Origin of the sequence: Phenylobacterium sp. (genome assembly GCF_030645195.1) — a bacterium.
Lineage (GTDB): Bacteria > Pseudomonadota > Alphaproteobacteria > Caulobacterales > Caulobacteraceae > Phenylobacterium.
Window position 1 is genome coordinate 1 of record NZ_JAUSLW010000171.1, and the last position, 19,196, is coordinate 19,196.

Consider the following 19,196-nt stretch of genomic DNA (forward strand, 5'->3'; position numbering starts at 1 on the left):
GCCACCGTCGATCCCAAGGCCAACCTCTGGCAGACCGACACCGACGCCTGCTGCAATATCCGCAAGGTGATCCCGCTGGACGCCGCCCTGAAGGACTTCGACGCCTGGATCACCGGCCGCAAGCGCTTCCACGGCGGCGACCGCCTGTCCCTGCCGGTGGTGGAGCAGTCCGACGGCCAGGTGAAGTTCAATCCCCTGGCCAACTGGGGCAAGACCGAGTTGGACGCCTACATGGCCCAGCATGACCTGCCGGCCCATCCCCTGGTGGCCCAGGGCTTCCCCTCCATCGGCTGCTGGCCCTGCACCAAGCCCGTCGAAGAGGGCCAGGATGTGCGCGCCGGACGCTGGGCGGGTTCCGAAAAGACCGAATGCGGCATACATGTCGCCCGCGCGCCGGATGCCGTTACGAACGTCGGCGGCGATATCTAGCGGAGCGTGACAGCCGAAAGTGGATGCCGGTTTCGGCGACCGTCACGCGACAAACAATAGAGTTCAAGCAGACCGATCATGACCGATGTGACCGCCGCCGCCCCGGCCAAGAAGGCCGGCGCCTTCCTCCATGAGACCGTGACCTGGGTCCAGCACTGGACCGACCGGCTGTTCTCATTCCGCACCACGCGGGACCCGGCCTTCCGCTTCCAGAGCGGCCAGTTCGTGATGGTGGGGCTGGAGGTGGACGGCAAGCCGCTGCTGCGCGCCTATTCCATCGCCTCGCCCTCCTGGCACGACGAGCTGGAGTTCTATTCCATCAAGGTGGAGAGCGGCCCCCTGACCTCGCGCCTGCAGAAGATCCAGGTGGGCGACCAGGTCCTGATCGGCAAGAAGCCCACCGGCACCCTGGTGCTGGATGGCCTCAAGCCCGGCAAGCGCCTCTACATGCTGGGCACCGGCACGGGCCTGGCCCCCTGGCTCAGCCTGGCCCGCGACCCCGAGGTCTATGACCGCTTCGACGAGGTCATCGTCACCCACACGGTGCGCAACGTCGCCGACCTGAACTATCGCGAGCTGTTCGAGCGCGACCTGCCCAATGACGAGATCCTGGGCGAGATCGTCGCGCCCAAGCTGCGCTACTATCCCACCGTCACCCGCGAGCCCTTCAAGCACCAGGGCCGGATCACCGACCTGATCGCCTCGGGCAAGATCTTCGAGGACCTGGGCCTGCCGCCCCTGGATCCCGCCGTCGACCGCCTGATGCTCTGCGGCGGCCCCTCGGTCCTGGCCGACCTCAAGACCCTCCTGGAGGCCCGCGGCTATGTCGAGGGCTCGCTGGCCGCCCCGGGCGACTACGTGCTGGAACGCGCCTTCGTCGAGACCTGAGGTTCCAAGATCCTCCCCCAGCGCGCCAGCGCGATGTGGGGGAGGTGGCTCGTCGCAACGCGGCGAGGCGGAGGGGGATGGACGTAGTCCACACGGCCCAAGACAAGAGACAAAGTCCCGCTCAGTCAGCTCCGCTGACAGCTCCCCCAGAGGGGGAGCATCTGAGGTTCTCTACCGCGGCGGGCAGCCCTTGAACTCGCCGGCCTTGGTGACCGTGAGCTGGGCCAGGTTCAGCGGCCGCAGGGGCTTCATCGAGCCCGCGCCCGACCCGGTGTACAGGTCGATCCTCTGGCCCTTGATCGCCCCGCCGACGTCGGAGGCGTACCAGTAGCCGTCATGGGAGGAGCCGTCGGGCATGGGCAGGCCGACGGTCTCGCGGATGAACAGCACCGTGCGGCGGGGGATCAGGTTGCGGTCGATGGCGGCGGTGCGCATGGCCACCACCTTGCAGCCGAGCGAGTCCAGACCGCCCACGCCCTTGGCGCCGGCATGGTAAAGGGTGGCCTTCAGGCGGAAGTCGGCCGAACCGGGCAGAGTCCCGGTGAGGGCGTTCATCAAGAGGTCCCCGATGGGGTCGGACGGAGCGGCGTGCGCTCCACCTCCGAAAGCCAGAAGGGGAAGGGCGGCCAGGGCGGCGAGGCGGCGTCCCATGACGGCGTCCTCCTTCGTCGTTGATCTGTCAGCGGCGCTCTGAGTACCGGGACTCTGGGGCCAGGGCAACCCCGCTATTAGGCTTACTCACAGGCGCCTGCAGACAGCTTCGATTGCGCCGCCAGAGTCATGGTCTATCAACAACCGCCAGCAACGGGGCCCTGCACATGCGCATCTACGGCGACTCCATCTCGGGCAACTGCCTGAAGGTGAAATGGGCGGCCGATCATCTCGGGCTTTCCTATGAGTGGATCGAGACCGACGTCATGAGGGCCGCGACCCGCACGCCGGAATTCCTGGCGATGAACCCGGCCGGCCAGGTTCCCGCCGTGATCCTGGACGACGGCCGGCCGCTGGCCCAGTCCAACGCCATCCTCCTGCACCTGGCCGAGGGCTCGGATCTGATCCCCGCCGACGCCTATGAGCGGGCCCGCATGCTGGAGTGGATGTTCTGGGAGCAGTACAGCCACGAGCCCTATGTCGCGGTGGCCCGCTTCCAGGTGCGCTACCTGGGCAAGGCCGTGGCCGATCTCGACCCCAAGCTGGTGGAGCGCGGCAAGGCCGCCCTCCAGCGGCTGGAGGACGGCCTGGCCGCCCAGCCCTTCCTGGTGGGCGACCGGGTCAGCCTCGCCGACGTCGCCCTGGTGGCCTACACGCGGATGGCGGAGGAGGGCGGCTTCCGTCTGGCCGACTGTCCGAAGGTCCAGGCCTGGATCGGCCGGGTCGAAACGGCCTTGAACATCGCCTGAGGCGTCTGCGACATCCCGGTGAAATCGGGTCGTCCCTGACCTGGCGGCGCTTGCCTTCGCCGTCGGCGGGCCTCAAATCGCAGGTATGACGCTCAAGCCGCTCCGCCTCGCCCTGCTTCTGCTCGCCGCCGTCCCGGCCCCCGCCTTCGCCTGGGGCGGGGCCGGTCACCGCATGGTGGGGGAGGAGGCCATGCGGGCCCTGCCGCCCGCCCTGCCGGCCTTCCTGCGCGCGCCCGCGGCGGTGGCGGCGGTCGGCGAGCTGTCGCGCGAGCCCGACCGCTCCAAGGGCTCGGGCAAGATCCACGACTCCAACCGCGATCCGGGCCATTTCGTCGACCTGGAGGACGACGGACGCATCCTGGGGGGACCGGCCCTGGCCGCCCTGCCGCCGACCCGGGCCGACTACGAGACCGCCCTGCGCGCCGCTGGCCAGGACAGCTGGAAGGCGGGCTATCTGCCCTATTCCATCGTCGACCAGTTCCAGCAGCTCACCACCGACCTCGCCTATTGGCGGGTTGAGGCAGCCGCCGAGCCCCGGGAGAAGAACCGTGCCCGCCGCGCCTGGATGCGCGCCGACCGCCTGCGCCGCGAGCAGCAGGTCCTGTTGACCATCGGCTTCCTGTCGCACTTCGTGGGCGACGGCGCCCAGCCCCTGCACGTCACCGCCCACTACAACGGCTGGGGCGACTATCCCAATCCCCAGGGCTACTCGACCGCCAAGGTCCACGGGCCCTTCGAGGAGGCCTTCGTCTTCGCCAATGTCCACACCCCGGCGGTGCGGGCGAAGATGACCCCCTTCCGCGCCTGCGGCTGCGCCATCGAGAAGCGGGTCGCCGACTACCTGGCCGTGGCCGGGGGCCAGGTGGTCCCCTTCTACGAGCTGGAGAAGGCCGGCGGCTTCGCGAACGCCGATCCGCGCGGCGCGGCCTTCGCCACGGTGCGGGTCGCCGCCGGCGCCTCGGAGCTTCGCGACCTGATCGCCGAGGCCTGGAGCGCCAGCGCCGGCGTCAAGATCGGCTGGCCCGCCGTGGCCGTGCCGGACGCCGTCAGTGGCAAGGTCGATCCCTACGAAGCCCTCTACGGCCGCAACTGATGACCCCCCAGTTCGGCGCGCCGATCCGGGCCGCGCCTAAGCTGCCCGCATTGCGCGGCGCAGCCTGAACGGATAGTCGAACGCGCGAGTTCCGGCCCAAGAAGGAGCGTCCATGACCTCAGCCCACATCATCGACGTCAAGTCCCTGGCCGAACAGGTCCGCGCCCAGGCGGCCGGCGAGACCGCCCTGTTGAAGGCCGAGCACGGCGTCCAGCCGGGACTGGCGGTGGTGCTGGTGGGCGAGGATCCGGCCAGCCAGGTCTATGTGCGCTCCAAGGGCGAGCACTCCCTGGCCGCGGGCATGCACTCGGAAACCCACCGGCTGCCCGCCGACGCCACCCAGGACGAGCTGATGGACCTGGTGGAGCGGCTCAACGACGATCCGAAGATCCACGGCATCCTGGTCCAGATGCCCCTGCCCAAGCACCTCGACGAGAAGATGGTCCTGGCCGCCCTCGACCCCAACAAGGACGTCGACGGCCTGACGGTGGTCAATGCCGGCCTGCTGGCCAGCGGCATGCCCGCCCTGATCCCCTGCACGCCGCTGGGCTGCATGCTGGTCCTGCGCCAGACCCTGGGAAACCTGGCCGGCAAGCGCGCCGTGGTGGTGGGCCGCTCGGTCCTGGTGGGCCGCCCGGTCGCCCAGCTGCTGCTGGCCGCCGACTGCACGGTGACCATCGCCCATTCCCGCACCGTCGACCTGCCCGCCGTCTGCCGCGAGGCCGACATCCTGGTGGCCGCCGTCGGCCGTCCGCAGATGATCAAGGGCGACTGGATCAAGCCCGGCGCCACGGTGATCGACGTCGGCATCAACCGCGTGCCCTTCCGCGATCCGGTCAAGGCCGCCGCGGGGAAGACCAAGCTGGTGGGGGACGTGGACTTCAAGTCGGCCGAGAAGGTCGCCGCCCACATCACCCCGGTCCCCGGCGGCATCGGCTTGATGACCGTCGCCTGCCTGCTCTCCAACACCGTCACCGCCGCCAAGCGCATCCACGGCCTAGAGGGGTGACTCCCTCCTCTCCCCCGCTCGCGGGGGAGAGGTCAGGGTGAGGGGGCCTCGGCGCAGCCGAGGTCTTTCTGATTCAGGAGGGTAGGGGCGCCTCCGAAAGGCCCTCACCCGACCTCTCCCGCAAGCGGGAGAGGCGCGCGCCGCGCCGACCTATGGCCCCTCGAACAGGCGCCGCGCCCTCAGGCCGGCGTTTGGCCGAGCGCTCCGGTCCAGGCGACGATGTCGCTCAGCACGCCGCTGACGGCGGTGTTGAAGCCCGCCACGATGGCGGCCTGGCGGTTGCCGGTCACCGGGACCTTCTGTTCGAAGGTGCGTTCGGCCACCAGGGTGCGGTCGGTCGACCGGGTGAGGGTGGCGTGTACGCTCACCACCACCTGCGGGCTGGCCTTCGGCGTGTCGTAGGCGACCTTGAAGTCGGCGACGATCAGCTTCAGCGCATAGTCGGACTTGCCCATCTCGCCGCGCCCGATCAGCCGGGCAGGGCCGCCCCGGTCGAAGGCGCGGTTCACCGCCTCGTCGAACAGCACCGTGGCGGCCGAGACCCAGCGGGCCTGGCCGATATAGGCCGCGTCGTTACCGCCGGTGATGGTCAGGATCTGGTCGCCCGCCGCGGCGCGGGTGAAGCCGTTGGCCAGTTTCAGGACGCCGAAGGTCTCGCCGGCCGGCGGCGCGGCCGCGTCGGCGGGCGCGACATAGCCGAAGCTGTAGAGCTGGGCCGGCTTTGTCTTGGGCAGGAGCGTGATGCAGCCGGTGAGGGCCACGGCCGTGGCGGCCGCGACCGTGAGCCGGAATAGGCGCTGCAGGCGGGTCATGGCTTCACCTCGAGTTCCTTGCCGGCCGGCTTGGCGACGGCGCCGCGGGGATTGGTCTGGAGTTCGTTGGCCAGGCGCTCGATCGCCTCGGCCGTGGCCTGGAGCTGCACCGCCGCGGCGGTGAGCTGGGGCAGACCGGTGGTGGCGAAGTCGCTGGCGGGGCTCTCGAGCTTGCCCATCATCGAGCGCAGGTCCTTGGCGGCCGCCTGGGCCTCCTCGGCGGCGTCGGCCAGGTTCGTCAGGGTCCGCTTGCCGTCGCCGTCCAGCAGGTTCTGGCCCGAGGCGCCCAGGGCGCTGATCGACTGGGCGGCGGTGTCGATGCTCTGCAGGGCCTTCTGGGCGTCGGCGATCACCGCCTTGCGCTCCCGCAGCTCGGCGGTCACCGCCTGGGTGTCGCTGAGCGCGGCGGAGAAGGTCTTCACGTTCTGGTCCGACAGCACCTTGTTGATGCGGTCCAGCGCCTCGACGGTGCGGCTCAGCACCGTGCCGCCGCCCTCCAGCAGGTCCGAGAGCGTGCTGCGCTGGCTGCGGATCACCGGGATCTTGCCGTCCGGCGTCACCTCCCGCAGCAGGGGTTTCGACGGGGTGCCGGCGCTGATCTGCACATAGTTCACCCCGGTGATGCCCTGGGGTTCCAGGGTGGCGACGGAGTCCACGCGGATCGGCACGTCGGAGGTGACGCGGGCGCGGGCCACCACGTTCTTGGGGTTCTCGCGGGCCAGCTCGATCTTGGTGACCTCGCCCACCTTGATGCCGTTGAACCGCACCTCGCCCCCCTGGGTGAGGCCGTTGATCGGTCCCTGGAAGATGATGTCGTAGAGCTGGTAGTCGCGGCTGAACTGCACCTTGGCCAGCCACACGCCGAAGATCACCAGACCCAGGAACAGGATCAGGGTCGAGAGGCCCACCAGGGCGTAATTGGCGTCTTTTTCCATTAGCCCACTGTCTCGGCTTTTGTCGCTGAACGCACCGCGGCTCGGCCGCGAGGCCCCAGGAAGTATTCACGAATCCACGGATGCTTGGACTTTTCCAGCGTCCGCACCGGGGCGTTGGCCACCACCTTCTTGTCAGCCACCACCGCCACCCGATCGGTGATCGCATAGAGGGTGTCGAGGTCGTGGGTGATCATGAAGACGGTGAGGTCCAGGCTGTGGGAGAGGTCCTTGATCAGCTCGTCGAAAGCCGCCGCCCCGATGGGGTCGAGGCCGGCGGTCGGCTCGTCGAGGAACAGCAGCTCGGGGTCGAGGGCGAGCGCGCGGGCCAGACCCGCGCGCTTGCGCATCCCGCCCGACAGCTCCGAGGGCTTCAGGTGGGCGGCGTTGGCCGGCAGGCCCACGAGCGCGATCTTCAGCTCCGCCAGCTCCATCACCACCCGCTTGGGCATGTTGGTGTGCTCGTACATGGGCGCGGCGACGTTCTCGCGCACCGTCAGGTTGGAGAACAGGGCGCCCTGCTGGAACAGCACCCCCCAGCGGCGCTCGATGGCCGACCACTTACGGCGCGAGGCGTTCTGGATGTCCTGGCCGAACACCTGGACCGTGCCGCCGTCGGGGATCTTCAGGCCGATGATGGTGTTGAGCAGCACCGACTTGCCGCTGCCCGATCCGCCCACCACGCCCTGGACCTCGCCGCGTTTGACGGTCAGGTCCAGGCCCTCGTGGATGACCTTCTCGCCGAACTTGGAGACCAGGCCCTTCACCTCGATGGCGGGGCCCGTGGTCGGCAGTTCGTCCTCGGTCAGGTCGGCGTCGTCCGGGGTGGCGAGGCTCACAGGTCGAGCTCCATGTAGATCAGGGCGAAGATCGCATCGATCAGGATGATGGCGAAGATCGCGTGCACCACCGCCGCGGTCACCCGACGCCCGAGGGACTCGACGTCGCCGCCGACCTCCAGGCCTTGGCGGCAGCCGATCCCGGCCACCACCGCGGCCATGACCGGGGCCTTGGAGAGCGCGATCCAGAAGTGGGTCGCCCCCACATTGTCGACGATCCGCTGCAGGAAGAAGGAGGGGCCCAGGTTCAGCACCGACCAGGTGATCATCAGGCCGCCCGCCAGGCCCGCCAGGGTGGCCACGAAGGTCAGCAGCGGAATGGTGACCAGCAGGGCGACGAAGCGCGGCAGCACCAGGGCCTCGAACGGGTCGACCCCCATCACCTTCATGGCGTCGATCTCCTGGCTCATCTTCATCGAGCCGATCTCGGCGGCGAAGGACGAGGCCGACCGACCGGCCAGCAGGATGGCGGTGATCAGGATGTTGAACTCCCGCGTCACGGCGATGCCGATCAGCTCGACGGCGAACACCTCGGCCCCGAACTGGCGCAGCATGTTGGCGCCCAGCAGGCCGACGACGGCGCCGATGAAGAACGAGGTGGTGACCACGATGGGGATGGCGTCGAGACCCGCCCGCTCGGCCAGGGACACACAGGCCGCCCAGCGGATGCGGCGGGGATTGATGATTGTCCGGAACAGCACCACCAGCAGGTGGCCGGCGAAGGCCAGGGTGTCGAGGACCTCCCTGGACAGGTCCATCACGCCCTTGCCGATGCGGATGGTCAGTTCGTGGAAGCCGCGTGGCTTGACCGTGGGCGGCGGCTTGACCACGGCGGCCTGGCTGACCAGCTCGATTAGCCTTTGGGTTTCGGGACGCGCCTTGACCTTGGCGGCCTCGAACCGGTCCCCGGCCGCCTGGATGACCGCATAGGCGCCGGCGGTGTCCATGCGCCCGACCTGGGTCAGGTCCAGGTGCACGGAACTGCGGCCGGCCAGCTCGTCGCGCAGGCCGCTGGCGGCGGGCCCGATCAGCGCGGCGGTCCAGTCGCCGGTGAGTTCGATGACCCCCTGGTCGCGGGCGTCCTTGACGGTGAAATCGGCGGGTCGTTCCATCGGCTCGCGCGTCTTCGCCTTCCTGGAGGGACAGCTCGCTTGAGTCGAGCCTGGGGGGGAACCTAGCAGAGCCGCCCCCCCACGCCGAACGCCTTATGGCGCCGGTTGTTCCGTGCTCTGCGGGTTATCGGCGGCCGTGCTCGCGCTCTGGTGATCGCTGATTGTCGACATAGCCTATCTTTCGCCCAATTCCCTCGGGTATCAGAGGCCCCATGTTCAGTCGTCCAACTGCCGGGAGCGTCCCGTTGACCCGCCAGATCGATTTCGCCGGCAAGTCCGGATCGGTTTACCGCTACTCCGCCCTCGAAGAGGAGCGGACCCTTCCGCCGGTCGGAGCCAACTATGTCATCGCCCAGGTGACCCCCAAGGGCGCCAGCATCCTGTTCGCCGGCGAGACCGAGTGCCTGTCGGCCCGCGACTGGCAGGCGGCCCTGGACGAGGCCCACGCCCGCTACGGCGCGACCGAGGTCCTGATGCGGCTCAACGTCCGCGGCGCGGTGCGCAAGGCCGAGCGCGAGGACATCATCGAGGAACACAGCCCGCCGATGAACGCGGGCTAGCGGGATGAGGAAAAGTGGGAACCGGTTTTCCGCCCGCATCCCGCTCAACTAAAAAATAGCCGCGGACGGTCTCGCCCGCCATCATGGCCCCATGGCCTGGGCGATCGTGATCTTCGGGGCGGCGGTCTGGCCGGACGGCGAACCTAGCCCCACCCTGCGCCGGCGCGTCGCCTATGGCCGCCAGGCCGCCGCCGACCATCCCGACGCCCTGGTGTTCTGCTCCGGCGGGGTGGGCCGTCACGGGCCCTCCGAGGCCTCGCTGATGGCCGGCCTGCTGATCGGGCACGGGATCGACCCGGCCCGCCTGGTCTTGGACGAGCTCAGCCGCGACACCCTGGAGAACGTCGTGGCCGCCGCCCGCTTCATCCGCGCCGAGGGCCTGGAGGGCGCGGTGGTCTGCACCGACGGCTACCACATCCCCCGCGCCCGCATGCTGTTTGGCGCCCTGGGGGTCCCCAGCCGCCAGGGCCCGATCCGCCCGGGCTATGCCGGACCCCGCGCCCACTGGCTGAGGATGCTGGCCCGCGAGACCCTGGCCTATCCCTACGACCTGGCGCTGGTCGTCGCGTCACGCCGCAGGCTACTGCGCGATCTCGAAACTTAAGGGCGGAACTTAGCCGGCGATCCCGGCGATGTCGTCCACCGTGGCGAAGGTGAGCTTGGGATTGTGAGCGATCAGGCTCTCCGGGGTCGAATAGCCCCAGGTGACCGCGCCGAAGTCGATGCCGGCCTTGGCCGCGGCCTGGGCGTCGCGGTCCTCGTCGCCGATGCAGATGGTCTGGGTGCGGGCCACGGCCAGCTTGCGCAGCACCCGGCGGAACTTCCGCGCCTTTCCGAACAGCGAGGCGCCGCAGTCGAAGTGGACAAACAGGGCCGACAGCTCCGGCCCCAGGCCGATCCGCACGCTGGCCTCGGTGTCGGAGGACACCAGGGCCAGGACCACCCCGCGCCCGTGCAGGTCGCGCAGCATCTCGGGGATGCCGGGGAACAGCGGGATGCCGGAGGAGGCGTCCTTCTTCATGGCCCGGAAGTCCTTGGCGATCCGCGCCAGCTTCCAGGTGGAGACCCCCACCGTCTTCATGATGGCGCGCGCGCTCGCCCCGCGCAGCGATTCCCGCTCCTCGGCGTCGATGGCGCGGAAGTTGTGCCGCGCGGCCATGTGATCGAGGACGCTGGTGAACCACGGATAGGAGTCCGCCAGGGTGCCGTCGAAGTCGAAGATCGCGAGTCGATAAGCCACGGGGGTTTCGTAGCCCGTGGCGGGCCCGGCTGGAAGGGACATCGCCGGGGAAGCCTGCAATCCCAGGTCCCCGAGCCTGTCTTGGCCAGGGCGAGCCGCGGGGAAGGAAATGGTGGCGTGGGCAGTGCGCAGGCGACTGGTCTCCCGCGCGTTAAGCGACGCCGTCGTCCAGTGCGCGATGTTGGGCGAGAGTAGGGATCGGGACGTTCCCGCTGTCCACAACTTGGGCGGCGTGATTCACAGATAGGTTCGCCGAGGAGGTAGCGTAGGCGGGTCACGATTCCAGACTCACGGGCCCCCGCGTCACCAGCGGTCGCATCTGGATTTTCCGAAAGCCCTCGGCCGCCTTTTCCTCAGTTAGGTCGAGCAGTTGGTCCACCATTCCGAGGACGCTTTCGAGCGACACGAAGCTCCGCTGGACAAGGCCGTGGAAATAGTCGGCATGCTCCAAATGGAGTTCCTGGTCGCCCTTCGTCCGCACGGCGCGCCGGACGCTGGCGCGTTCGCCGAGAGTCACGGAGAAGCCGCGCTCGCGTAGCGCCGCCCAAAAGTGGGCAGGGTTGTAGAGCGTCAGGAGCAACACCTCACCGAAGACGAGCGCGCGCAACGCATCGTCGGGAAGCGGCCAGCAGGCCATTGGAATGGCGTCTGCCGTGACGCCCGGTCCGTCGTCACCGATACTGACCCTGCCGAGCAACAAGGCGTTGTCCGTGAAGGCTGGCGGCAGGATCGACGTCGCCCATTGAACGACGTCGCCGAACGCGCGGTTCGGATTGGACGGCGGGGTGCTCAGCCGCGCGGAGAGCGAGCGTCCACGGCGGTAGCGCATGGCGCCGACCACTAAGCTCGGACCTGCCTTCGCATAGGCCGGACGTCGGCTGCCGGCCCGCGAGATCACGTCGTCGAGTTCGGTGAAATGGAACTTGCCCTCGGAGTCGCGGACAGGGTCCTTCGTCGCCGTGCGCGCGCGACCGAACGCGTCGCCCATGCGCTTGGTCTGGCGCTTCAGCTTCGCCTCCAGATTCGGGTCGAGCGGCCGCGGCGGGGTCGTGCTCCGACGCATTTGCGTGAGGTCCGGGAACAGGTCACGGCGGCCCGAGATCAGCGCCAGTTTCAGGCCGAGTGCGCGCTCGTTGATGCGCTGCGTCTTGAGTTCGCCGATCGCGGCGACCCGAAGAGTCTTGAGGTCGACGAACGAGACGTCGCCCATCCGCAGGAAGCTGGTCGTGCCGTGATAGATCAGCAGCATCCGGCCGATCCCCTGCAGATTTTCCAGCATGGCGCGCTCGCCCTGACCGCCGACGCCGGTGGGCAGCAGGATCTGGCGTTCCTGCGCCAGGTGCTCCGCGACCAGGTTGCGGTCGCGCTCGTAGAAGAACCATGCGAAGCCGTCGCCCAGCGCCCGCCCGATGCCGACAGCCGCGCGCAGCAGCTTTCCGCGCGCGTCCAGCGTGGCCATGCGACGGCTAAACCACTTGGGCGCGTAGCGCGCCTTGGCGGCGATAAGCCGCTTCTGCTCGTGCTTGATTGCGAAATAGAGGCGCTCGAGCCGGCTGAGGGCGTCGAACAGGCGCAGCTGGAAGCGAACGATAGACTCGCCGGTCGAGGGTTCTACCCGCCCTGTCCTCAGCGCGAGGAGCACGTTCCAGCACCACGCGTAGTCGTCCTCGACCGCATCGATCGCCGCCCGAACAGCGACATTCGAGATCCGAACCCGAACTAGTGTCTCGGGACCCTTGATTGGCCGGGTTTCCTCTGGGGCAGGTCCCGTCTTGGGATGGGCGGCGGTCGTCCCCGCCCGTGGGCGTTGGCCCGCGACGCTGGCTGTTGATTCGCTGCTCATCCTCGAAGAGTGCCGTACCGACCGGTGTGGGCCAACCTCAATGTTCATCGTCTGTTCGCGAGATGCGCTGTCCCGCGAGCCGGCGCGGTGGCGCCCGTTGGGGGTGTCGAGGGTGGAGGTCGCCGTCCGTAAGGGCGAACACGGCGCCACCGTAGTCTACGCCAACCGGTTCAAGCGCACCGAGACGAATTTCCGCGGGCACGATCGATGTCCCGCCCGGCGCGTTCTTGGCGGGCGCATGAGACCCGTATGAATAGAGGCGCTGAAGGTATGGAGTGATGGAGACGAGAATGACGGTGATGTCGCGGCAGGCGTTGTTCGAAGCGGCTTGGCAGCGTCCGCTGACGGACATCGCAGCCGAGCTCGGCGTCTCGGACGTCGGTCTTCGCAAGATCTGCGATCGTCACGAAATCCCGACGCCCGGGCGCGGCTACTAGGCCCAGGTGCGGGCCGGAGAGCCCCCCAAGCTTCGACCGGTCAGCGATCCGCGGGGCCGATCTACATCGACTCCAGGCGCGGGCGCACGGCGATCTGCCGGGGCCGGCCAAGCGGAAGCTGGCCGAGCTGGCGCGGCGCTTTGTCGAGGACCAACGACACCCACGCCAGCACCACCGAACCGGACGCCCGGCTCTATCGCAAGGGGCCGGGCCAGGAGGCCAAGCTCTGCTTCATCGGCCACGCCCTGATGGAGAACCGCCATGGGCTGGTGGTGGACGCCTGCCTGACCCGGGCCGACGGCCATGCCGAGCGCATCGCCGCCCTGCACATGATCGAGCCCCGCGCCGAGCGGCCCGGGCGCATCACCCTGGGCGTCGACAAGGGCTATGACGTGGAGGATTTCGTGAACGAGCTGCGCACTCTGAACATCGCCCTACACGTGGCGGCCAAGGTGAAGGGCTCGGCCCTCGATGGACGCACCACCCGCCACGCCGGCTACAAGATCAGCCAGGTCATCCGCAAACGCATCGAGGAGGTGTTCGGCTGGGCCAAGTCCGCCGCCGGACTGCGCAAGACCCGACACCGAGGCCTCGGGCGGGTCGGATGGCAATTCACCTTCACCCTGGCCGCCTACAACCTGATCCGATTGCCCAAGCTCGTGGCCCAGGTCGCGTGATCGAGAAACCAGGCCCGCAAGTCCGCCTCGCACGCCCCCCGGCACACCGCACAGGGCGCAACCGCCGGGCAAGTGTCCCTCAAATCCCCGATCAGACGCAACAATCTGCGCCGATCATCGGGATTTTCCTCAGCCTGCTAGGGTGCGAGGGGCTCGTATTAGATCTTGGCGCGCGATGGCGTGCGCTCTTTGAAGAGACGCCCTATGATCTTCGTCTGCAGCGTCTGTGTCTGGAGGCAGCGCGCGAAGTGGGACTTCCATGGATCCGATTTCCAATGTCGATCAGCTCGTCCTTCTGCTTCGCCAGAGGTTGCTTGAGCGGTCCAAATCGCATGGCGTAACCGCCCGGCGGCGGTCGTCGAGTGAACAGCCGGCCTCGCCCCTGGAGAATGTACAGGCACTTGCAGGCGTTGACGGCGTGGAGGAACGTCAACTCCGGCGCGCCTTCATTCAGAGCATTCTCGTCGATCAGCTGGACGCGCGCTTGATCAACGACGCCAAGTTCCAGCAGGTGGTGGACAGAGTGACTGACGCCCTGGACGATGATGCCGGGTCCTCCCGGCTACTCACCCGCCTCGTGGGCGAACTTCGCGCATCAGCCCGCTGATCGGATCAAGAGGGCCTGCGGCCAGCCATGACCGTCATGGCCTGCGCGAGAGTGCGGCCCGCGGCGCCGATCGGCGCGTTCATGGCCTTTTGGCGGATTCGCTCCGCCGTTGCCGGATCGCCGTCGTGCTCCAGGAGCATCGAGCGCGCCAAGGCGCCTGAGAAGCAGACCCGGTCCAGCCGCAGGGCGATGTCGGTTCGCCGCCGGGCGCTCTCCAGATCGTTCTCGATCACATCGAGGACGGCGAGGCCGCCGTGGCTCTCTGCGAAGGTGTCGTCGAGGGCGAGGGCGGTTTCGAACCGCGACCGCGCCGTGACCTGATCGCCGCTGGCGAAATGGGCCCAGCCCGAGGCGATCCAGGATCCGAGATGGTCGCCGAAGATCTTCGCCCCTTCGTCCAGCTGTCCCGCCGCGGCGCGCGGATCGCCTTTGGACAGCAGAGCCAGGCCCTTGCCCAGCAGAGCGCGCGCGCTGTGCGGGTAGACCGCCAGCGCGCGGTCGAAGGTGACTAGCGCCTCGTCGGCGTCGTCCTGATCGAGCATCAACATGCCCAGGGTCGAGAGCCCCTCGTGGGTCGTCCCGGCCTTCAGGGCGTAGGCGCGGGCGAGATCGGTCTGTTCGGCGTCCATAGCCGCGACCGCCAGAGCCCCCATCAGCGCCTGGTCGCCCGGCCGCTGCGCGGCGATCTGGCCGCCCCAGGCCAGTGCCTCCTCAAGCTTCCCGAGATGGCAGAGCGCCTCGACCTTCAGAGCAGCGGCCCTCGGCGCCGCGGCCACCGTCGCATCGTCGATCAGGTCCGCCGTACGAGCCCAATCCAGGAGCATCGCCTTGGCCCAAGCCAAGTTGAAGCGTAGGCCCGGGTCATCATGACCCTGCGCTAGGAGATCCTCGAAGGCCTTGGCCGCTTCGCCAAACCGCCCTTCCTGAAGCGCCGCGACGCCGGACAGATTTAGCAGTTCGGGGGGCAGGGGCGTGGTGGCCGCATAGCGGTCCAGCAGGTCGATCGCTTTCGCCGGCTGACCTTCGTCAAGGGCGGTTGCTGCTGCGTCGGCCAGCAGTTGCAGGTTGCCGGGATCGCGTTCCAGGAAGCCGAGCAGCCTTGGCAGTTTCGGCGCGGTGGCTACGGACATGGGTCACCTTGTGTGCGGCCGACCGTGGCGGGGCCGCGAACCAAGCTCAACCTAACGGTGACTGTCGCGCCTCACAAGGAGCCGAGGCCGAACCCCAGAGCGAAATATAAGTCAATTAAAAACAGATATTTATGAGAATTCGACGGTCAATTCCTAAAATCCGTTAAACATGCCGGACTTCCCTCCGGACCTACCTTAGAGGCGTGGATTTCATCCATCCGCGCCAGACGACGATCTGAGGGGCGGACAATGGTTGCTGTAGTCGCTGGGACGACGGGCTTGGGGCTGGAACGCAGCTCTGCGTGGGTCCTTGGATCGCGAGGCCAGTTTGGCCAAACGCAGCTCGGGCGGGTGGGCGACAACGTCTATGTCAACGCCGCCACCGGCAACCTGATCGTCCAGAACACCGACGAAATGCTGATCGGATTGGGTGAGGACGACGCGGTCGCCCGGACCTACAACAGCCTGGGGACCTTCACCGACGACAACGGCGACAATTGGCGCGCGAGCGTCTCGCGTCAGGTCACCGGGCTGACCGGCACCGTCAACCAGTTCGGCAGCACGGTGAAGCGGATCGACTGGGATGGGTCGGACGTCACCTACACCTACGACACGGGCCGCAGCGCCTATGTCAGCAAGGAGGGCGCGGGCGCCTACGACACCCTGACATTCTCGGGTTCGACCTGGACCTGGAAGGACGGGACCACCCGCGTCACCGAAATCTACGACAACAACAACGGCGGTCGGATCACCAGCCGCGCCGATGTCGACGGCAACAACCTGGCCTTCGCCTACAATGGCTCGGGCCTGGTTTCCAGGGTCACGACCCAGAACGGCGAGTACACCGATCTCGTCTATGCGGGGACCAACCTCACGCAGGTTGAGACCTTCCGGCATGCCGACCTTCTGGGTGTCGACACGCTCAGCAAGTCGACTCGGGTGAGCTATGGCTACGACACAAATCCGGGGGGCGCCCGTCTTGTCTCCATCACGGTGGACCATAGCCCGAACGACAATATAACCACTGACAACGACAAGTACGTCACCACCTATATCTATGACGGCACCAGCAAGCGCATTGCCAGCATCAGGCAACAAGGCGTTGATGTTCTGGGCATCACCTATACCCAGGTTCCGGCGGGCGGAGCCTACCGGGTCCAGAGTCTGACTCAGACTGTTGGTGGCGTGGCGCGTACGACGACCTTCACCTACAACACCACCAACCGGATCACGACCGTCACCGACCCCCTCGGGTTCGCGACGGCGCTCGCTTACGATGTCGGCGGCCAGCTCACCAGCATCACCGCCCCACCGGCGGTGAGCGGCGCGGCGGCGCAAGTGACGAACTTCGCTTACAACGCCTCCGGAGACGTCGAGTCGGTCACTGCGCCCGATGGCGCAATGACGGTCTACACCTACGACGACGCCGGCAACCGGCTGTCCGAGGTCAATGGAGCTGGAGACAGGACCGAGCGCAGCTATGGAACTGCGAATAACGAAGTCCTGACCGAAACCCGTTACCTGGGCGCCAACGCCACGATTCCCCTGACGACGCGCTACACTTACGATTCCGAGAATCACCTGCGCTTCGTGGTCGGCGCCGAGGGAGACGTCACCGAGTACCGCTACAACGCCGCCGGCCAGCAGACCTCGGTCATCCAGTACCCGGCCAATCTCTACGACGTCAGCGCTCTGGCGGTGACCGCGACGATCTCCGAAAACACCCTGGCCGCCTGGGTCACCGCGATCGCCGACCGGAGCACCACGACCCGCACCGACACCACCTACGACTTCCGCGGCAATATCGCGACGGTCACCAGTTACGGAAAGGTCTTTGCGAACGGCGACGGCGACGGAAGTACGGAACGCAGCTCCACCACCTACGTCTATGACCAGTTCGGCAAGCTGCGGAGCCGAATGCCTTCGACCGCGAGTCAGGCCGAGGTGTTTCTCTATGACGGCCTGGGTCGCCAGATCTCGACCACGGATTTCGCCAACGCCGTTACCACCGTCCAGTTCAACGACACCGCCAGCACGACGACGGTTAGACTGGCCAACGACCTGTTCCGGACGTCTACCTACGACCTGGCCGGAGAACTGATCAGCTACAGCGAATCCGGGACCGGCGTCGCCACAGCAACCACAACCTACCTGTACGACGCCGATGGGCGCCTGCGCGGGGTGACCGATCCGACCGGAGGCAAGACCCACTACCTCTACGACAACGCCGGGCGGAAGATCGCTGAGGTAGGTCCCACCGGGACGCTGACCGAATACGGCTACAACGCCGCCGACCAGCTCATCAAGACCGTCACCTATAAGACCCAGCTGTCCGGCTGGCAGTTGGCGTCGCTGATCGACGGAGCCGGGAAGCCTGCCATCGTGTCCGTGGCCGACATCCGACCCGCGGCCGACGCCGCCGACCGCTGGGAATGGCGCGTCTACGATGCAGCGCATCGTCTGATTGAGACGATCGACGCCACCGGCGCCGCCAAGGTCTTTACCTACGACGCGGCAGATCGGGTGACCGCGACCCGCAGTTATGCGCTTCAGTTTTCGGCCGCTCAGTTGGCCGCGTTCAAGGCAAGTCCACCGAGCACGCTGCAGGTTCCGGGCGCCGCCGCTTCCTCTGGGGTTGTGACGACCAACCATGGTCCGAGCGTTCTGAACGACGTGGTTTCGGCGACCGCCGGGACCGCGACTTCGATTACGCCGCTCGGCAATGATACAGATGCGGACGGCAATGCCCTGACCATTGTCAGCGCAGCCTTGGCGTCTGGCTCCGGGAATGTGAGCCTGCTCAACGACACGACGATCAGCTTCACGCCGACCGCGGGCTCCACCGGCGCTGCGACCATCACCTACAACGTCTCCGACGGAACGGTGCAGACGGTTGGCACGGTCACTGTCAATGTCTCGCTGCCCAACACGGCTCCGGTGGCCGTCGCCGACACCATCTCGGTGACCCTAGGTCAATCGATCGTCTTCGATCCTCGGGCCAACGACAGCGACGCGGATGCTGGCGACACCCTGACGGTGGAGATCGTCTCGAACCCCGCCAGCGGATCGGTGACAACCAACGGCTCGACTATCACCTATACAGCTGCCGCTAGCCCTGTTGGCCAGACGAGCTTCACCTATCGGCTGAAGGATCGCGCCGGCGTCTACAGCTCCGCCACCACCGTCACCGCCAATGCCTACAACCCCAACCTGTTTAGTGCGCTGGATGCGGGCTCAACTTACGATTGGTCGGATGCGGGCACCGGCGTCGCCTACAGCATTGCGAACAACGCCAACTATCAGGGCGATGGATTTGCTGTGGTGGCGCAGAAGACTTTGGCGACCGCCAATCTCGCCCCCTACGACGGAACCCACACCTTCTCTGGCATACTGCAGCTCAACGGTGCGACCGGTGGGGATAACTGGGCGCTGAGCGGTAGCGACCGGCTTGGGGTCGCTCTGGAGATGAAGGGCGTTGGCGTCACCGACTTTGTCGGCATCTCCCTCTTCTATTGGGATGTGAACTGGAACAGCATCGGCGCTTCCGCAACGACGACGGCGACCCTCAATGGGTGGACCCGCGTTGAGGCGATCATCAACGCCCCCTCCAATGCGCGCTACGCAAGCCTGCTGATCGATACGGGAGCGACGGGCGATAAACGCGCGGCGAACACGACGTTTGGCGTGGCGCTTCGCAAGGCGCAGTTGGTGAAGCTGGGTTCGACCCAGACGATGCAACCCTATCCGTCGATGGCTCCGACGAACACTGCGCCTGTGGCGGCCAACGACACGATCACCACGGCCTACGGGACTCCGGTCAGCTTTGATCCGCGGCTGAACGACACCGATGCGAACAAGGACGGGCTGGTGATCCAGTCGGTCGGCACAGTGACTGGCGGCACGCTCAACTGGAGCGGAACCGGCATGAGCTTCACACCGAACGCCGGCTTCTCTGGGACGACGAGCTTCACCTATGTGGTTCGGGATCCGACCGGAGCCACGAGCACCGGGACGGTCAACCTTACCGTCCGGGCCCAAGAGCGAGCACCGGTCGCCAATCCCGACAATGGCCTTACGACCCCGGTCGGCCAGGCTCTGATCTTCGATCCGCGCAGCGCGGTAGGCGGGGGCGCAGACACCGATGCTGATGGCGACGCTCTGACCATCACGTCTGCGACCGCGACCAAC

At 67.4% G+C, this 19,196-nt stretch carries 18 protein-coding genes and 1 pseudogene; 11 read left to right on the forward strand and 8 right to left on the reverse strand.

Features of this window, described 5'->3' with window-relative positions; genetic code table 11:
• Nucleotides 1-429, forward strand: a 429-nt coding sequence (locus tag Q7T09_RS14150; RefSeq protein WP_304700532.1) for a phosphoadenylyl-sulfate reductase, incomplete at its 5' end; no start/stop codon positions are given.
• Nucleotides 430-507: 78 nt separating this feature from the next.
• The gene (locus Q7T09_RS14155) at nt 508-1,317 is read left to right on the forward strand and encodes a ferredoxin--NADP reductase (RefSeq protein ID WP_304700533.1); all 810 of its coding nucleotides are present in this window, start codon (nt 508-510) and stop codon (nt 1,315-1,317) included.
• A 171-nt stretch (nt 1,318-1,488) separates the two neighbouring features.
• On the opposite strand, the gene Q7T09_RS14160 is transcribed toward Q7T09_RS14155, so the two are convergent.
• Nucleotides 1,489-1,872, reverse strand: a complete 384-nt coding sequence (locus tag Q7T09_RS14160; RefSeq protein WP_370689252.1) for a 3D domain-containing protein — start codon at nt 1,870-1,872, stop codon at nt 1,489-1,491.
• Nucleotides 1,873-2,135: 263 nt separating this feature from the next.
• On the opposite strand from Q7T09_RS14160, the gene Q7T09_RS14165 reads away from it, so the two are divergent.
• The 3 genes from Q7T09_RS14165 (at nt 2,136) to folD (ending at nt 4,819) form a co-directional block, all read left to right on the forward strand.
• Nucleotides 2,136-2,717 (forward strand): glutathione S-transferase family protein, encoded by a 582-nt coding sequence (locus tag Q7T09_RS14165; protein ID WP_304700535.1) that lies wholly within the window; start codon nt 2,136-2,138, stop codon nt 2,715-2,717.
• Between the two features lie 85 nt (nt 2,718-2,802).
• On the forward strand, nt 2,803-3,810 hold the full coding sequence (locus Q7T09_RS14170; protein ID WP_304700536.1) for a S1/P1 Nuclease: 1,008 nt from the start codon (nt 2,803-2,805) through the stop codon (nt 3,808-3,810).
• A 112-nt stretch (nt 3,811-3,922) separates the two neighbouring features.
• A complete protein-coding gene (folD, locus tag Q7T09_RS14175) occupies nt 3,923-4,819 on the forward strand; it encodes a bifunctional methylenetetrahydrofolate dehydrogenase/methenyltetrahydrofolate cyclohydrolase FolD (RefSeq protein WP_304700537.1) in 897 nt (298 codons plus the stop codon).
• Nucleotides 4,820-4,998: 179 nt separating this feature from the next.
• Here folD and Q7T09_RS14180 read toward each other — a convergent pair whose 3' ends face one another.
• The 4 genes from Q7T09_RS14180 to Q7T09_RS14195 are packed head-to-tail and all read right to left on the reverse strand — an operon-like array spanning nt 4,999 to nt 8,514.
• Nucleotides 4,999-5,631 carry an ABC-type transport auxiliary lipoprotein family protein gene (locus tag Q7T09_RS14180; protein WP_304700538.1) on the reverse strand — a complete coding sequence of 211 codons (633 nt, stop codon included), beginning with the start codon at nt 5,629-5,631 and terminating at the stop codon, nt 4,999-5,001.
• Nucleotides 5,628-6,566 (reverse strand): MlaD family protein, encoded by a 939-nt coding sequence (locus Q7T09_RS14185; RefSeq protein ID WP_304700539.1) that lies wholly within the window; start codon nt 6,564-6,566, stop codon nt 5,628-5,630. Before Q7T09_RS14185 ends, Q7T09_RS14180 begins: the two co-directional genes overlap by 4 nt.
• On the reverse strand, nt 6,566-7,372 hold the full coding sequence (locus tag Q7T09_RS14190) for an ABC transporter ATP-binding protein (protein ID WP_304700549.1): 807 nt from the start codon (nt 7,370-7,372) through the stop codon (nt 6,566-6,568). Before Q7T09_RS14190 ends, Q7T09_RS14185 begins: the two co-directional genes overlap by 1 nt.
• Before the next feature lie 26 nt (nt 7,373-7,398).
• On the reverse strand, nt 7,399-8,514 hold the full coding sequence (locus Q7T09_RS14195) for an ABC transporter permease (protein ID WP_304700540.1): 1,116 nt from the start codon (nt 8,512-8,514) through the stop codon (nt 7,399-7,401).
• Between the two features lie 245 nt (nt 8,515-8,759).
• Here Q7T09_RS14195 and Q7T09_RS14200 point away from each other — a divergent pair, with 245 nt between their 5' ends.
• Together Q7T09_RS14200 and Q7T09_RS14205 are read left to right on the forward strand one after the other, a co-directional pair.
• Nucleotides 8,760-9,074: a hypothetical protein gene (locus Q7T09_RS14200; protein ID WP_304700541.1), complete on the forward strand. Its 315-nt coding sequence runs from the start codon at nt 8,760-8,762 to the stop codon at nt 9,072-9,074.
• Between the two features lie 91 nt (nt 9,075-9,165).
• The gene (locus tag Q7T09_RS14205; protein ID WP_304700542.1) at nt 9,166-9,678 is read left to right on the forward strand and encodes a YdcF family protein; all 513 of its coding nucleotides are present in this window, start codon (nt 9,166-9,168) and stop codon (nt 9,676-9,678) included.
• A gap of 9 nt (nt 9,679-9,687) precedes the next feature.
• Here the strand turns inward: Q7T09_RS14205 and Q7T09_RS14210 are convergent, their stop codons facing one another.
• Nucleotides 9,688-10,314, reverse strand: coding sequence for an HAD hydrolase-like protein (locus Q7T09_RS14210; protein ID WP_304700543.1), 627 nt, complete (start codon nt 10,312-10,314; stop codon nt 9,688-9,690).
• A 274-nt stretch (nt 10,315-10,588) separates the two neighbouring features.
• Nucleotides 10,589-11,956 (reverse strand): hypothetical protein, encoded by a 1,368-nt coding sequence (locus Q7T09_RS14215; RefSeq protein ID WP_304700544.1) that lies wholly within the window; start codon nt 11,954-11,956, stop codon nt 10,589-10,591.
• A gap of 491 nt (nt 11,957-12,447) precedes the next feature.
• Between Q7T09_RS14215 and Q7T09_RS14220 the strand changes: the two genes are divergently transcribed.
• The 3 genes and pseudogenes from Q7T09_RS14220 (at nt 12,448) to Q7T09_RS14230 (ending at nt 13,878) form a co-directional block, all read left to right on the forward strand.
• Nucleotides 12,448-12,594, forward strand: coding sequence for a hypothetical protein (locus Q7T09_RS14220; RefSeq protein WP_304700545.1), 147 nt, complete (start codon nt 12,448-12,450; stop codon nt 12,592-12,594).
• A gap of 146 nt (nt 12,595-12,740) precedes the next feature.
• Nucleotides 12,741-13,271 (forward strand): annotated as a pseudogene (locus Q7T09_RS14225) (transposase); the annotation flags it as partial.
• A gap of 259 nt (nt 13,272-13,530) precedes the next feature.
• The gene (locus tag Q7T09_RS14230) at nt 13,531-13,878 is read left to right on the forward strand and encodes a hypothetical protein (RefSeq protein WP_304700546.1); all 348 of its coding nucleotides are present in this window, start codon (nt 13,531-13,533) and stop codon (nt 13,876-13,878) included.
• Nucleotides 13,879-13,883: 5 nt separating this feature from the next.
• On the opposite strand, the gene Q7T09_RS14235 is transcribed toward Q7T09_RS14230, so the two are convergent.
• On the reverse strand, nt 13,884-15,008 hold the full coding sequence (locus Q7T09_RS14235; RefSeq protein ID WP_304700547.1) for a lipopolysaccharide assembly protein LapB: 1,125 nt from the start codon (nt 15,006-15,008) through the stop codon (nt 13,884-13,886).
• Nucleotides 15,009-15,359: 351 nt separating this feature from the next.
• Between Q7T09_RS14235 and Q7T09_RS14240 the strand changes: the two genes are divergently transcribed.
• The coding region (locus Q7T09_RS14240; RefSeq protein WP_304700548.1) for an Ig-like domain-containing protein at nt 15,360-19,196 on the forward strand (3,837 nt) is incomplete at its 3' end.

Excerpts from the sequence above, each read along its gene's own strand:
- Q7T09_RS14205 (WP_304700542.1), top strand. The coding sequence starts at position 9,166 with ATGGCCTGGGCGATCGTGATCTTCGGGGCGGCGGTCTGGCCGGACGGC.
- Q7T09_RS14160 (WP_370689252.1), bottom strand. The coding sequence starts at position 1,872 with ATGAACGCCCTCACCGGGACTCTGCCCGGTTCGGCCGACTTCCGCCTG.
- Q7T09_RS14230 (WP_304700546.1), top strand. The coding sequence starts at position 13,531 with ATGGATCCGATTTCCAATGTCGATCAGCTCGTCCTTCTGCTTCGCCAG.
- Q7T09_RS14155 (WP_304700533.1), top strand. The coding sequence starts at position 508 with ATGACCGATGTGACCGCCGCCGCCCCGGCCAAGAAGGCCGGCGCCTTC.
- Q7T09_RS14185 (WP_304700539.1), bottom strand. The coding sequence starts at position 6,566 with ATGGAAAAAGACGCCAATTACGCCCTGGTGGGCCTCTCGACCCTGATC.
- Q7T09_RS14170 (WP_304700536.1), top strand. The coding sequence starts at position 2,803 with ATGACGCTCAAGCCGCTCCGCCTCGCCCTGCTTCTGCTCGCCGCCGTC.
- folD (WP_304700537.1), top strand. The coding sequence starts at position 3,923 with ATGACCTCAGCCCACATCATCGACGTCAAGTCCCTGGCCGAACAGGTC.
- Q7T09_RS14235 (WP_304700547.1), bottom strand. The coding sequence starts at position 15,008 with ATGTCCGTAGCCACCGCGCCGAAACTGCCAAGGCTGCTCGGCTTCCTG.
- Q7T09_RS14220 (WP_304700545.1), top strand. The coding sequence starts at position 12,448 with ATGACGGTGATGTCGCGGCAGGCGTTGTTCGAAGCGGCTTGGCAGCGT.
- Q7T09_RS14195 (WP_304700540.1), bottom strand. The coding sequence starts at position 8,514 with ATGGAACGACCCGCCGATTTCACCGTCAAGGACGCCCGCGACCAGGGG.
- Q7T09_RS14165 (WP_304700535.1), top strand. The coding sequence starts at position 2,136 with ATGCGCATCTACGGCGACTCCATCTCGGGCAACTGCCTGAAGGTGAAA.
- Q7T09_RS14180 (WP_304700538.1), bottom strand. The coding sequence starts at position 5,631 with ATGACCCGCCTGCAGCGCCTATTCCGGCTCACGGTCGCGGCCGCCACG.